Here is a 14,139-nt window from a genome sequence, read left to right as displayed (position 1 = left end):
CTGGTCTTGGCTGGTGGTCGGAACGGTTCTAGCAGGGATACGGTCAGATCTGTTCGGATTTGGTCGGATTTGGTTGGATGCGGTCGGGCACAGTCAGGTCTGTGGCGGTGCGCCGGCGATATCGCCGACCACGCCGTCGAAGGCGTCTCGGAAGACGGCCGCCAACCGCAACGGATCATGGTGGCACATGGCGTCCCCGGTGCGCACCTGACGCAGCACGAGAATCGCCCCCATCGACTCGGCGACGGCACTCAGATCAGCCACGTCCTCCACCACACTGGGATCGGCGACGACCACGTCCAGACGCAGGTCGGGCGCATACTCGGCCAGGACGCGCAGGTGGTCGGCCACGGTCATGTCGTCGGTCTCGCCGCTCTGGGCAGACAGGTTGAGGACCACGGCCTTACGCGCACGCGTGCGCACCAGGGCGCGGCGCATGGACGGCAGGATCAAATGCGGCAGCACGGAAGTGTACCAGGAACCGGGCCCGAGGATCACCCAGTCGGCAGCGTCGATGGCCCGGATCGCCTCGGGGTGGGCGTCGGCGTCCTCAGGCACCACACGCACATTCTCCATACGGCCGCGGGTCGAGGCGACGGTTACCTGGCCGCTGACGCGCTGGCGGGACTGGCCGTCGACGATATCCGCCTCGATCACCAGCGGAGAGGCACTCATAGGGATCACGCGGCCGTGGATACTCAGCAGTCGCCCCACCCAGTCCAGACCCTCGACCTCGTCGCCGAGCAACTGCCACAGGGCGAGAATCAGCAGATTTCCCAGAGCGTGATTATTCAACTCGCCCTCGCCTGAGAAACGATGCTGGAGCACATCCCGCCAGGTCAGTCCCCAGTCGGTCTCATCGGTGAGGGCGGCCAGCGCCATCCGCAGGTCTCCGGGTGGCAGACAGTCGAACTCGCGACGCAGCCGCCCCGAGGAACCACCGTCGTCGGCCACGGTTACCACCGCGGTGAGCCGATGGGTGACGTGCCGCAGGGCCCGCAGGGTCGCCGACAGGCCGTGTCCACCACCCAGGGCGACGACGGCGGGCCCCTCCTCACCGCGGCGGCTCCAGCCGGCGGAGTCGATAGTGGCCCGGGCCGTCCGTGTGTTGGCCTCGGCGCCATCACCCCGTGTCTCGCTCACAGCCGCCTCACTCCCTCCCCAGGTCCCGGTGCTGCACGGCGACCTGGAAACCGGAGGCACGCAGGCTGGCGGCGATCCGTTCGGCGGTGGCCACCGAGCGGTGCTTGCCTCCGGTGCAACCCACCGCGATGGTGACATTGGGCTTGAGTTCGTCGACATACCGGGGCAGCGCCGGAATCAGCAGGTTCACGTAGCCGTCCACGAAGGCAGATGCGCCGTCCTGCTGAAACACGTACTCGGCCACGGGCGTGTCCCGTCCGGTCAAGTGCCGCAACTCCGTCACCCAATAGGGATTGGGGATGAAGCGGACATCCAGGACGTGGTCGGCGTCCATCGGCAGCCCGTACTTGAAGCCGAAGGACATGACCGTCACCTGCAGGGCCAGATCGGACTCGTGCGCGACCAGTTCACGGATGCGCCGAGCCAGATCGTGCACCGAATAGCCGGTGGTGTTGATGACCTCGTCGGCCGTGCCCTTGAGTCCGGCCAGTAGGGTGCGCTCGTGCTCGATCCCGTCCAGGATGGACCCGGTGCCTTGCAGCGGGTGCGGGCGCCGCGAGGACTCAAAGCGGCGAACCAGCACGGCGTCCGAGGCGTCCAGGAAGATCAGGCGGATGTCCACACCGGTTTCCCGCAACTGCCCCAGGTACTGCATGAAGGAGGCGAAGAACTCGCGGCTGCGCACATCGACGACGGCCGCGAGCCGGTGCACCCCCGCTCCGACCGTGGTCATCATGCCGGCCAGCGCGGGCAGCAGCTGCGGCGGCAGGTTGTCCACCACGTACCAGTCGAGATCCTCCAGGGCGTCAGCCGCACGAGAACGTCCTGCGCCGGACAAGCCGGTGACGATGATCATCTCGGGCCGCTTGGCCGGGGGCACCGGGACGGCCGCCTCATCTATGGCGGAGATGCCGCGCGGCACCGTGTCCTTGACCGGGTCCCGGTGTTGGTGCACGGCTGCCGTGCCGTCTCCGGCGGAGTCGGTCCCGGCCACGTGGCGCACCCGCCTGCGCGGAGGCACACCCGGGGGCAGCGGGGCCGCGGGCCGGGAATCGGCCACGGGAACCGACGGGGGAATCCGATCGGGGCCGTCGTCCGGAGCGGGCGGACGGCCGGGGTCGGTTCGATCCGGTGCATCCATGACCCCAGCATTGCACAAACGGCTGTGTTGGGCCGCGGAGTTTCGGTAGCGTGGCCGCAGCAAAGGGCACCGCGGTGCCTAACCGATCGCACGCAACTGCGTGCCGAGCAGCGGAGGTAGCCGTGACCGAATCCCACTCCCCCTCACCCTTCACCGAGGACTTCGGCACTCCGGGGACGTCATCAGGCACCCGGGTGGCGCTGCTCGGCTCTGGGGAACTCGGTAAGGAGGTGGCTATTGCACTCACGCGCCTGGGTGTGGAGGTGACGGCCATCGACCGTTATGCGGGTGCTCCCGCCCAGCAGGTGGCGCACCACGCCCTGACCGTGGACATGTCCGACCCGGCCACACTGACGACGGCGATCGAGTCGACCGGGGCGCGGATCGTGGTCCCCGAGCTTGAGGCGCTGGCGACCGACGCCCTGGTGGCGTTGGAGCAGGCCGGCCGGGTTCGGGTGGTGCCGACCGCGCGCGCCGCCCGGTTGACCATGGACCGGGAGGGCATCCGTCGGCTCGCGGCGGAGGAACTCGACCTGCCCACCAGCCCCTATGCCTTCGCCTCCGCTCCGGCCGAGCTGGCAGCCGCCGCCCAGCGCATCGGCTACCCGTGCATCGTCAAGCCGGTGATGTCCTCCTCCGGGCACGGCCAATCCGTAGTGCGCGGACCCGACGACGTGGCGGCCGCCTGGCGCCTGGCGGCCGCGGAGAGCCGGGTGGATCGGGGCCGGGTGATTGTGGAGGGCCTCGTCGACTTCGACTCTGAGATCACACTGCTGACGGTCCGCTCTCGCGACCCGCACACCGGCCAGACCGTGACCTCGTTCTGTGAGCCGATCGGACACCGGCAGGTCGATGGCGACTACGTCGAGTCCTGGCAACCGCATCCGCTTGCGGCGACTGCTTCACGCCGGGCGCGGGAGGTGGCCGCGGCGGTGACCGGCGCGCTGGGTGGTTGGGGACTGTTCGGGGTGGAATTGTTCATCTGCGGCGAGGACGTCCTCTTCTCGGAGGTGTCCCCTCGCCCGCATGACACCGGCATGGTGACCCTGGCGAGCCAGCGCCTGAGCGAGTTCGAGTTGCACGCCCGGGCGCTGCTGGGGCTGCCGGTCGACACCTCCCTGCGCTCGGCCGGGGCCTCCGCCGTCATCAAGTCCTCCATCGAGTCCACACCCGACACCGGGGTGTGCTACACGGGTGTGGCCGAGGCACTGGCGGTACCCGACGTCGACGTGCGCCTGTTCGGCAAACCACAGGCGCACCCGGGACGCCGTATGGGTGTGGCCGTAGCCACGGCCGGAAACGTCGAGACCGCACGCCTCCGGGCGCGGGAGGCGGCCGGGGCCATCACCGTGACGCAACCCTGAATAGTGATCACGAGGGGCGGTCACCGAATTCGACGACGGCGCCGCGGCGCAGTGACCCGCGCCTCGCCGTCCCCGTAGAGCACGCCCTCCTCCGCCTTTACGGCCGCCACCAGCACGAAACTCAGGGTGACCAGCAGCGCCCAGCTGCCGAGCTTGCCCACGTGCACCAGGTGCCAGCCCGCCTGCTGGTCCGGGTAGCGCCAGGCGTTGAGGAAGGTGCCGAGGTTCTCCGCCAGCCACAGGAACACCCCGATGAGCGTGAACGACACGGCAGTGGGCATACGGTAGCGGTCCGGGCCCACGGTGAAGTGCACCGTGGAGCCCCATAGGGCCAGGACGAAGCCGATCGCCACCGCCCAGCGCAGGTCGCAGATGAAATGGTGGGTGTAGAAGTTCGCGTAGGCCGCTACTGCCAGCGCCGTCACCGGCCAACGGCGGAAGTCGCAGATACGCAGATCGAAACGCCGAAAGGCCTGACAAATATAGGAGCCGACCGAGGCGTACATGAAGCCCGAGAAGATCGGCACTCCGCCCAGGCGCACCACCCCGGCGTCCGGGTAGGTCCAGGAGCCGACGTGCACCTTGAACACCTCCAGCGCCAGGCCGATCAGATGGAAGGCGCAGATGACTGCCAGTTCGCGCCAGGTCTCCAGTTTCAACACCACGAAGGCGATCTGAATCGCCAGCACGTAGATGAGCAGTGCGTCATAGCGGGCCAGCGGCAGGTCCACCCGGTTCCAGATGACCACGGAGACCGCCATGCCGACGAACACGGCGATCGAGAAGGCGCAGCAGGACAGCTGGATGCCGGCGAACTGGGCCAGCCGCAACGGCAGCAGCCGCAGGCGACTCAACGGTAGGCGCTCTTCGGGCATCGGCAAAGACTACCCGGTAGCGACGACGTCGGTCGGCTGCGGCTGCTGCTCGTTTAGTAGGTCAGGCCTTCAGGCTGGCACCATTCGAGGCGATCACGTCCCGGTACCAGGCGAAGGACCGCTTGCGGTAGCGCGCCAGCGTGCCGGTGCCGTCGTCGTTGCGGTCCACGTAGACGAAGCCGTAGCGCTTGGACATCTGGGCGGTGGAGGCGGAGACGCAGTCGATGCAGCCCCAGGAGGTGTAGCCCATGACCTGCACGCCGTCGGCGATGGCCTCACGCACCTGGACCAGGTGGTCGTTCATGTAGTCGATCCGGTAGTCATCCTCGACGGTCGGGGTCCCGTCGGAGCCGGTGACCAGCTCGTCGCGCGCACCCAGGCCGTTCTCCACGATGAACAGGGGCTTGCCCCAGCGGTCCCAGTAGTCGTTCAGGATGGTGCGCAGGCCGCGGGGATCGATCGCCCAGCCCCACTGGGAGACCTCCAGGGTGGGGTTGACGACGCCGCCCATGAGATTGCCGCCGCCGGCTTCACGTTCCTGAGTGGCGGTCTCGCAGGAGGACATGTAGTAGGAGAAGGACACGAAGTCGACCGTGTGCTCAGCCAGGGTGCGGCGGTCCGCCTCAGTGATGTCCAGTTCGATGCCCTTGTCCCGCAGCTTGCGCAGGAAGTATCCGGGGTAGGTACCGCGCACGTGCACGTCCCCGAATGCGTAATTGTCCCGCTCCGCCTGTTTGGCGGCCCACACGTCCCGGGGATCCGGGGTGAGCGGATAGAACGGGATCGCCAGGATCATGCAGCCGACCTGCAGCTCGGGGTTGATCTCATGTGCGATGCGGGTGACCGACGCGGAGGCGACCAGCTCATGGTGGATGGCCTGGTACAGGTCCTGCTCGCGCAGCTCCTCCTTGGGCGTGTTGATGCCACCGGACATGAAGGGCTCGTGGAGGACGGAGTTGATCTCGTTGAAGGTCAGCCAGTACTTGACCCGCTTGCCGTAGCGCTCGAACAGTGTGCGGGCATAGCGCTCGAAGAAGCCGATCGTACGTCGGTCGGCCCAGCCGTTGTAGGCCTCAGTCAGGTGCAGCGGAGTCTCGTAGTGGCTGATGGTCACCAACGGCTCGATGCCGTACTTCTCCAGCTCGTCCAGGACCCGGTCGTAGAAGGCCAGGCCGGCCTCATTCGGCTCGGTCTCATCCCCCTTGGGGAAGATACGCGACCAGGCGATGGAGAAGCGGAAGACCTTGAAGCCCATCTGAGCCAGCAGCGCGATGTCCTCCTGGTAGCGGTGGTAGAAGTCGATGCCCACCAGCTTGAGGTTATCCGCGGTAGGCGCCTGGGTGCGGGGGCCGACGATTCCCCGGGGCATGACGTCCTGGACGCTCAGGCCCTTGCCGTCGGCGTCGTAGGCGCCCTCGTACTGGTTGGCGGCCAGTGCACCGCCCCACAGGAAGTCGGCGGGAAAGGTGGTCGATGTAGACATCTCTGGATTCTCCTTAATGCGTGAATGAATGCGTGAATGCTTGTGCTTGCTCACGGTTCAGTGGTCGATTTCGACGACGTCGGCGTCGGCCTCCACGTCGGCGTCGACCACCGGGACCACGCCCGCCAGGCTCGCCGTGTTGGTGACAACGAGGATGGTAGTGGGGTCGTATCCGCCCTCGCGCACAACCTCCAGGTCGACCTCGGCCAGTTCCTGGCCGCGGGTCACGCGCTGGCCCACCGTCACCTTCGGGGAGAAGCCCCGCCCCTCAAGCTGGACGGTGTCCAGGCCGACGTGCACCAGGAGCTCCACGCCGTCGTCGGTCTTGATGCCGTAGGCGTGTCCGGAGTCCATGACCGTGAGCAGGGTGCCGGCCGCGGGTGCCGTGACCACGATCCGCCCGGAACCATGGGGCCGCACGGCGACGCCGCCGCCCAGGGCACCGGAGGAGAAGACCGGGTCGGAGACCTTTTCCAGCGGCATGGCCCGACCCGCCACCGGGGCGCCCAAGGCGGTGGTGGGCTCCGCGGGGGCGCTGGGTTGCTCGGCCTGGGCGGCCTCAGCCCCGGAGGCGTCGCCGGATGCGTCGGACTCGTTGAAGCCGAGCACTAATGCCAGCACGAAGCCGACAACCACGGCCACTCCGATACCGATGAAGGTCACCGCCACATTGCCGTACTGCAGCAGCGCCGGAATACCGATCAGCGAGGGGAAGACGAAGGCGGAGGAGGCGCCGCCGCCCACGGCGATGATGGCGCCGCCCACGGCACCGCCGATGCAGCCGGCGATGAAGGGGCGCTTCAAGGGGAGGTTCACGCCGTAGATGCCGGGTTCGGTGATGCCGGCGAGGAATGCGGAAAGCGTGGCCGGGCCTGCTACCTGTCGCATCTGCGCCGAGCGGGTGCGGATCATGACGGCAAGCATGGCTGCGGCCTGGGCCAGGACGGCGGCGAACAGCGGGGCGGCCATGACCGAATACCCGGGATTGTCGTAATCGGCCAGCATGATGGGCACGAAGCCCCAGTGGATGCCGAACATGACGAATACCTGCCAGAAGGCACCCATCACCGCACCGGCGGCCCAGGGCGCGACCCGGAACAGCGACTGAATACCGGATGAGATCCCACCGGACAGCGCGGTGGTCACCGGGCCGATCGTCATCAGTACCAGGGGCACCATGATGGCGAGCACCAGCAGCGGCATCGTGAAATTGCGGATGGTGCTGGGCAGCACGCGCTTGAGCCAGCGCTCCAGGTAGCTCTGGATCCAGGTGGAGAAGATGATTGGCAGCAGGGATGAGCTGTAAGACGCCATCACCACGGGAATGCCGATGAAGGTCACCGAGTCGGCGTCCGCCAGGGCGACGATGTCCGGGTAGACCAGGGCCCCGGCGATGGCGACCGCTGTGATCTCGTTGGCCTTGAATCTGCGCGCCGCTGAGATCGCCAGCACGATCGGCAGGAAGTAGAAGACGGAGTCTCCGGCGGCATTCAGGATCGTGTAGGTGGTGCCCGTGGCCGCCATCCACCCCAGAGTGGTCAGCAGGGCGAGCATCGCCTTGATCAGCCCGGCGCCAGCCAGGGTCCACAGCACCGGGTTGATCAACGCCGAGATCAGCTTGATGAAGCGATCGAAGAGGTTGCCCTCCTCCGCGGGCCGGTCCGCACCGGAGCCCGCGGCGCCGAGTGACGTGATCCGCCCCAGCTCCTCATACAGCACGGGCACGTCATTGCCGATGACCACCTGGTACTGACCGCCCGCCTGTACGACGGTGACGACTCCGGGCAGCTGCTTGATCTGTGCCGTCGCCGCCTTGGACTCGTCCGCCAGGACCAGGCGCAGACGCGTGGCACAGTGAGTCATGGAGCGGACATTGCCCTCACCTCCGACCTTGTCCAGCAGTTGCGGCGCCAGCGCCGCATAGTCGACTTTCGCCATACGATCCTCCTCGATCCGGTTGCCCGTAGGTGGCCGGAAAACAAAAAAGACCCGAAACGACCACGCAGTTACTCTGCGAATCGTCTCAGGTCTTGCCCCTTGCGGGTCACAATCCTGGGCCCCGTGCGGGGCTCGTGGCCAACTATAAGGCCAACCTGCGGACGGACATCACAGCCGCACGGGGTGCCCTTGGTCACAGCGCATGTCAGGACACACCGTCTGCCTGTGGGTGCGTTCGGTCCATGCCGGCCTCCAGCCGGGCGACGTGCATGGTGAGATACGCGGTCTCGTCCTGCTGCACCGTGATCCCCAGACGCATCTCCAAAAGCTCCTTCACCCGTATGGCCACTCGATAGGCCCCCGGGTACCGGATCCGCAGGGACTCGGCGATGGCGGCGCCCGTGCCGTCTGCCAGCTGTTCCCCGGTGCGGGCCCGCACCAGGAAGTAGCGCAGATGCACGGCGAACCGCGCCGCATCGATCGAGTCGGGACGGAAGTCGCGTCCGTAGGCGGCCTTGAGGATGTCCATGACCTGCCCGATGAGTTTGGATTGGAAGGCGGCCTCGCGGGTGGAGGGCGCACCCACGGCGGCGGCGAACAGGTGCAGGGCGAGGGCGACGGCCTCGCCGTCGGGCAGCTGTACCTCCTGGGCCTGGTTGAGTTCAGCCACCATTCGCTCCGCCAGCCGCAGCTCCTCCGGGTGCAGGTGAGCGGCCTCGGAACGCAGCGGGTAGTCCATGGTGATTCCGGCCCGTACCCGCTCCATCGCCTGGTTGACGTGGTCGATCACCGCCACGATCGTGGAGGCCGGGACCGTGGTGCCCAGGTCGCGGGCGGCGCCACGGAAGGTGCGCTCGATCAGGGCTATGCGCTCCAGCGGGATCGCCGCCATCACCTCGCCGACACTCTCGGCGTTCTGTGCCAGCACGTAGCGGCGTACCACCCGGGATGTGTCGGCGTCCTGACCCGGTTTGCGCTGGAAACCCAAGCCACGACCGGTCAGTACCGCCTCACGCCCCAACTCGTCACGCGCCAGGATTACGTTATTGTTGAATACCCGCAGGATCTCCACCTGCGGGATTGTGTCACCGATCCGCCGCCCGTGGGGCGGGCGTCTGCTCCTCCCCGTGCGCCTGATGCGTGCTTTGGGCGGCAAGACGCTGAACAATGGTGGCGGCCAGGGTCGGGCCGATGCCCTTGACCGCGGCGATCTGTTCGGCCGAGGCGGCCCGGATGCGCTTGACCGATCCGAACTCCTTCAGCAGGGCCGCCTGGCGGGCGGGTCCAAGTCCCGGGATCGAGTCGAGCACGGAGCGGGTCATACCCGCCGAACGCTTCTTGCGGTGATGGGTTATGGCGAAGCGGTGGGACTCATCGCGCAGATACTGCAGTAAGTACAGCGCGGGCGAGGTACGCGGCAGCACGATCGGGAACTCCTCCCCCGGTACCCACACCTCCTCCAGCCGCTTGGCCAGGCCGACCAAAGGGATATCCACACCGAGTTCGTTAAGAACCTTGCGTGCGGCGTTGACCTGCGGCAGTCCGCCGTCGACGACGACGAGCCCGGGCGTGTAGGAGAAGCGGCGGGGGCGCCCGGTGTCGGGGTCGACGGGCCCGGAGACGGGCGCGGCGGTGTCGTCCGCGGACACCTCCCTGGCGCCGGGGGGCGACGGCTCATCATCGGATACGTACTCCTCACCGACGTCGGCGGGCACGGAGCCGGATACCGGGCCGGGGCTGTTCTGCTCGGCCAGCAGCCGCTTGAAGCGGCGGGTCAGGACCTCGTGCATGGCGGCGGTGTCGTCGGCGGTACCGGAGCCATCCTGGCCGCGGATGACGAAGCGCCGGTAGTCGGACTTCTTGGGTGCACCGTCCTCGAAGACGACCATGGAACCGACCTGGTAGGTGCCCTGGGTGTGGGAGATGTCGTAGCACTCCACCCGCAGGGGCGCCTCGGGCAGCTCCAGGGCCTCAGCCAGTTCCTCCAGGGCCTGGGAGCGCTGGGTGAGGTCGCCGGCACGGCGAGTCTTGTGCTGGCGCAGCGCCTCCTCGGCGTTCTTGCGCACGTTGTCCATGAGGGCGGCCTTGTCCCCGCGCAGGGGCACGCGCAGTTCCACCTTGGCGCCGCGCAGTCCGGTGAGCCAGTCACGCACAGCGGTGGCGTCGGTCGGCAGGGCGGGGACGAGGATCTCCCGCGGCACGGCCGTCGTGGAGGTGTGGGTGACGTCGTCGACGCTGGTGGCGCCGCGCTCGCGGCGCCCGGTGCGAGTGCCGTTCTCGGGGGCGGTGCGCTCCAGCGGGGCGGCCGGGGCGCGGTCGCCGACGCCGAGCGAGGTCGTCGGCCCGGAGCGGGCGGGGACGCCTACCGCCACGCCCACGGTGGCGGCGTCGTCGGCCGGGTCGAGCAGGTCGGAGTAGACCTGTTGGAGAAGCCGCTCGATGAGCTCGGCGTCGGTGGCGTCCTCAACCAGGTCGATCACCCAGCCGCGCTGGCCGCGCACCCGGCCGCCGCGCACGTGGAACACCTGGACGGCGGCTGTGAGCTCGTCACGGGCCAGGGCGAACACGTCCACGTCGGTGGCCTCCGGCAGCACCACGGCGTTCTGCTCAATGACCTTGCGCAGGGCCTCCGCATCATCGCGCAGGCGGGCCGCCTTCTCGAAGTCGAGAGCCCGGGCGGCGGCCCGCATCTGCGTCTCGACCTCGCGCAGGTAGGGACCGGTGCGGCCGGCCATGAAGGCACAGAAGTCCTCCGCCAGCTCCCGATGGTCGGCCGGACTGATGCGGTCCACGCAGGGAGCGGAGCACTTGTCGATATAACCCAGCAGGCAGGGACGGCCGGAGGCGTGAGCGCGTTTGAACACGCCGGCCGAACAGGAGCGGATGGGAAATACGCGCAACAGCTGATCGAGGGTCTCCCGGATGGACCAAACCTGCACGAAGGGTCCGAAGTAGCGCACGCCGGGGCGGCGGGCGCCGCGCACGATCTGGGCCCGCGGGTAGGTCTCCTGCATGGTGACCGCCAGGTACGGGTAGGACTTGTCATCCTTGTACTTGACGTTGAAACGCGGGTTGAACTCCTTGATCCAGGAGTACTCCAGCGCGAGGGACTCGACCTCGGTGGAAACCACCGTCCACTCCACCGCGCAGGCGGTGGTGACCATCTTCTGGGTGCGCGGGTGCAGGGCACTGAGGTCCTGGAAGTAGTTGCCCAGGCGAGCGCGCAGGTTCTTGGCCTTGCCCACGTAGATGACGCGTCCCTCGGCATCCAGGAACCGATACACGCCCGGCGAGGTCGGGATATCGCCGGGGGCAGGACGGTATGTCGACGGGTCGGCCATGCGGTAAACACTACGACCTGGGTTCGCAAGCCACCGCGCTTGCGTTAGGCTAACGTGACAACCGAACGGTTCCACTTCCATAGCCTGAACGAAGGAAGTGACTATGAAGACCCAGACCATCTACGGTTGCTTCACAGAGCAGGTCGCACGACGACCAGACGCCCCGGCAGTCACCACCCGGGCCAGAACCCTCACCTACGCCGAGCTTGACCGCATGGCATCCGCGATTGCCGCCATGCTGCCGCACAATCCCCGCTTCGTCGGCATCGTGATGGACCACGGCCCGGCGATGATCGCGGCCATACTCGCCGTATTGAAGACGGGAGCGGCCTACGTCCCGGCAGAGCCGTCCTTTCCCGTCGACCGCATCCGTTTCATGCTCACCGAGGCGGACGTGGATGTGGTGGTGACACAACGCGAATACGACGGCCTGTTCCGCGGGGCGGAGCGCATCTACATCGCCCCCGACTTCTCCGACGCCCCAGCACCGCGGCCCGTCCCGGTCGGCACGGCTACGGAGGATCTCGCCTACGTGCTGTACACCTCCGGCACCACGGGCGACCCGAAGGGCGTGTGCGTCGAGAACCGCAACGTGCTCGGCTACGTGTCGAGGAGGTGTTCTGCTCCCTGCTGACAGGCGCCGCGCTCGCCATCCCCTCCACCGCCGAGCACGACAACGTGCCGGCCCTGCTCGACTTCGTTGACGAGATGGGCGTGACGATCGTCGACGGTTTCCCCTACCTCATCGCAGATTTCAACGCATCGGGGCGCGTGCCCAAGGGGGTGCGTCTGTACATCAGCGGTGGCGACGTCCTACGGGCGAACTACTGCGACCAGCTCGTGGACCGGGCCGAGGTCTACAACACCTACGGTCCTTCAGAGACGACCTGCTGCGCCACCTACTACCGTGCCAGCGCCGGAGCGCCTCTAGCGGATGGCACCTACCCGGTGGGCAGGGCGGTGTTGGGCTACCGCGTGGATATCCTCAACGACGACCTACAGCCCGTCGACCGCGGACAGGTCGGCGAGATCTGCGTGACGGGTGCAGGCGTATCGCGCGGCTACCTGACACAGCGACCGGAGTCGAGTAACTTCGTCATGCAGGACGACGGCTCGCGCATGTACCGCACGGGAGACCTGGGGGTCATGACGGACACCGGCGACATCGCCTTCCTGCGCCGAAAGGACTCCCAGGTCATGAGCGAGGGGAAGCGGGTCGAGTGCACGGAGGTGGAGAACGTGCTCTCAGCCGACGATTCCGTTGACCGCGCCGTGGTGCGCGACCATTCCGACGAGAACGGGCTCTCCTATCTGGTCGCCTACTTGACGCCGGCCTCCCAGGGCATCGTGCTCTCCGAGTTGCGCGAGCGCCTCGCACGGCGGCTCACCTCGTTCATGATTCCCGAGTTCTTCGTCGTCATGAATGAGATCCCCCTGAACAGCAACGGCAAGCCCGACGACGCCGCTCCCACTCGCCTCGAGCGCGCCAACCGCGCCTACTACGAGCGGGAGCTGCCGACCGGCGGGCATATCGCCTGCCTGGCCCGCCTGGACGGCGAGCCGGTCGGATGCGGCGGCGTCTGCCTGCACACGGAGATGCCATCGCCCGACAACCCGAGCGGTCATTGCGCCTACCTGATGAACGTGTACACGCGTCCTGCATTCCAAGGACGCGGGGTAGGGGCGGCGGTGGTCGACTGGCTCATCCGCCAGGCACGTGCGCGGGGCGTGGACAAGGTGTACCTGGAGGCGTCGGACGCGGGCAGGCGGCTCTACGAGAGCACGGGCTTCACGGACATGGCCGACATGATGCGCCTGACGCAGGGCGGACGCACCCGCCCCGCATGAGCCGACCCGTCGTACCCTCGGTGTCACCATGAACACTGCCGCCTCCCACCATCGCGTCATCCCGCCGGATGCGGACGGCACCCCGGTGTCCTCCGTGCTGCCCGCTCCCCCGACGCCACGTCCGTCGGATTTGCGCCTGGTGGCGGTGGATATGGACGGCACCTTTCTGCGCACCGGCTCCAGCTATGACCGGGGCCGCTTCGCACCGCTGCGCCGCCGGATGCGTGCGGCCGGGGTGCGTTTCGTGGTCGCCTCCGGCAATCAGGAGGCGCAGCTGCTCAGCTTCTTCCCGGCAGCGGAGGGCCTGGCTCCCGACGGCGTGGTCTCCGACAACGGGGCGATCGTTCTGGCCGACGGCGTCCGGCTGCGGGAGACGCACGTGCCCATGGACGCGCTGGCGCGGGTGCTGGCGGTACTCGACGACGACGCCGGGCTGACCTTCATCGCCTCCGGCCCCGACGGCGCCTACCTGCGCGAATCGGAGACGCCGAAGATGCGTGAGCTACTGACCTTCTACCACCCACGGTACGAGCTGGTGGCGGATGCCGCAGACATTAACGGCCGCAGGGTGTCAAAGATCGCGCTGGTGGACGAGAGCGGCTTCGAGGCCGCGTTCCTGGACCGTCTCGATACGGTATTGGACGGCGCGATGGTACCGGTGGTGTCGGGGCACGACAGCGTGGACCTGATCGTACCCGGACGGCATAAGGCCTCCGGTCTGGACGTGCTCCTGGACCACTGGGGACTGGTGCCGGATCAGGTGGCGGCCTTCGGGGACTCCGGCAATGACGCGGAGATGCTGGCTCGGGCGGGCTACGGGATTGCGATGGCCAACGCCTCGCCGAACGCCAGGGACTCCGCCCGCTTCATGGCGCCCGCCAATGACAACGACGGCGTACTGCAGGTACTGGAGAGCTGGTTCCCTGCTGCGTGAGTACCTGAATGAGGAGCGGTGGTGGGCGATACTGGGATCGAACCAGTGACCTCTTCCGTGTCAGGGAAGCGC

At 67.7% G+C, this 14,139-nt stretch carries 11 protein-coding genes; 4 read left to right on the top strand and 7 right to left on the bottom strand.

The features are described from left to right. Positions 1-93: 93 nt before the first annotated feature. Both yvcK and rapZ read right to left on the bottom strand, forming a co-directional pair. On the bottom strand, positions 94-1,143 hold the full coding sequence (gene yvcK, locus Q4A20_RS06780; RefSeq protein WP_303121610.1) for a uridine diphosphate-N-acetylglucosamine-binding protein YvcK: 1,050 nt from the start codon (positions 1,141-1,143) through the stop codon (positions 94-96). 7 nt (positions 1,144-1,150) lie between these two features. Next, positions 1,151-2,284: an RNase adapter RapZ gene (rapZ, locus tag Q4A20_RS06775; protein WP_303121608.1), complete on the bottom strand. Its 1,134-nt coding sequence runs from the start codon at positions 2,282-2,284 to the stop codon at positions 1,151-1,153. A 122-nt stretch (positions 2,285-2,406) separates the two neighbouring features. Between rapZ and purT the strand changes: the two genes are divergently transcribed. Further along, positions 2,407-3,648 (top strand): formate-dependent phosphoribosylglycinamide formyltransferase, encoded by a 1,242-nt coding sequence (purT, locus tag Q4A20_RS06770; protein WP_303121607.1) that lies wholly within the window; start codon positions 2,407-2,409, stop codon positions 3,646-3,648. A gap of 20 nt (positions 3,649-3,668) precedes the next feature. Here the strand turns inward: purT and Q4A20_RS06765 are convergent, their stop codons facing one another. From Q4A20_RS06765 to uvrC, 5 genes are all read right to left on the bottom strand, one after another. Beyond that, positions 3,669-4,523 (bottom strand): DUF817 domain-containing protein, encoded by an 855-nt coding sequence (locus Q4A20_RS06765; RefSeq protein WP_303121605.1) that lies wholly within the window; start codon positions 4,521-4,523, stop codon positions 3,669-3,671. 61 nt (positions 4,524-4,584) lie between these two features. Beyond that, positions 4,585-6,006: a glycoside hydrolase family 1 protein gene (locus tag Q4A20_RS06760; protein WP_303121603.1), complete on the bottom strand. Its 1,422-nt coding sequence runs from the start codon at positions 6,004-6,006 to the stop codon at positions 4,585-4,587. Positions 6,007-6,063: 57 nt separating this feature from the next. Then, positions 6,064-7,944: a beta-glucoside-specific PTS transporter subunit IIABC gene (locus Q4A20_RS06755; protein WP_303121601.1), complete on the bottom strand. Its 1,881-nt coding sequence runs from the start codon at positions 7,942-7,944 to the stop codon at positions 6,064-6,066. Positions 7,945-8,149: 205 nt separating this feature from the next. Then, on the bottom strand, positions 8,150-9,016 hold the full coding sequence (locus tag Q4A20_RS06750; RefSeq protein ID WP_303121599.1) for a PRD domain-containing protein: 867 nt from the start codon (positions 9,014-9,016) through the stop codon (positions 8,150-8,152). A gap of 13 nt (positions 9,017-9,029) precedes the next feature. After that, on the bottom strand, positions 9,030-11,285 hold the full coding sequence (gene uvrC / locus Q4A20_RS06745) for an excinuclease ABC subunit UvrC (protein WP_303121597.1): 2,256 nt from the start codon (positions 11,283-11,285) through the stop codon (positions 9,030-9,032). 103 nt (positions 11,286-11,388) lie between these two features. Here uvrC and Q4A20_RS06740 point away from each other — a divergent pair, with 103 nt between their 5' ends. The 3 genes from Q4A20_RS06740 to Q4A20_RS06730 are packed head-to-tail and all read left to right on the top strand — an operon-like array spanning position 11,389 to position 14,067. Next, positions 11,389-11,919: an AMP-binding protein gene (locus Q4A20_RS06740; protein WP_303121595.1), complete on the top strand. Its 531-nt coding sequence runs from the start codon at positions 11,389-11,391 to the stop codon at positions 11,917-11,919. Next, on the top strand, positions 11,901-13,133 hold the full coding sequence (locus Q4A20_RS06735) for a GNAT family N-acetyltransferase (RefSeq protein WP_303121592.1): 1,233 nt from the start codon (positions 11,901-11,903) through the stop codon (positions 13,131-13,133). The genes Q4A20_RS06740 and Q4A20_RS06735 overlap by 19 nt, the downstream gene beginning before the upstream one ends. A gap of 28 nt (positions 13,134-13,161) precedes the next feature. Further along, a complete protein-coding gene (locus Q4A20_RS06730) occupies positions 13,162-14,067 on the top strand; it encodes a Cof-type HAD-IIB family hydrolase (protein WP_303121590.1) in 906 nt (301 codons plus the stop codon). Positions 14,068-14,139 lie beyond the last annotated feature (72 nt).

The sequence above is a fragment of the Actinomyces sp. genome (assembly GCF_030530635.1).
Lineage (GTDB): Bacteria > Actinomycetota > Actinomycetes > Actinomycetales > Actinomycetaceae > Actinomyces.
Note: the sequence above shows the minus strand (reverse complement) of the source record. Positions and strands in the feature narration are given on the sequence as shown.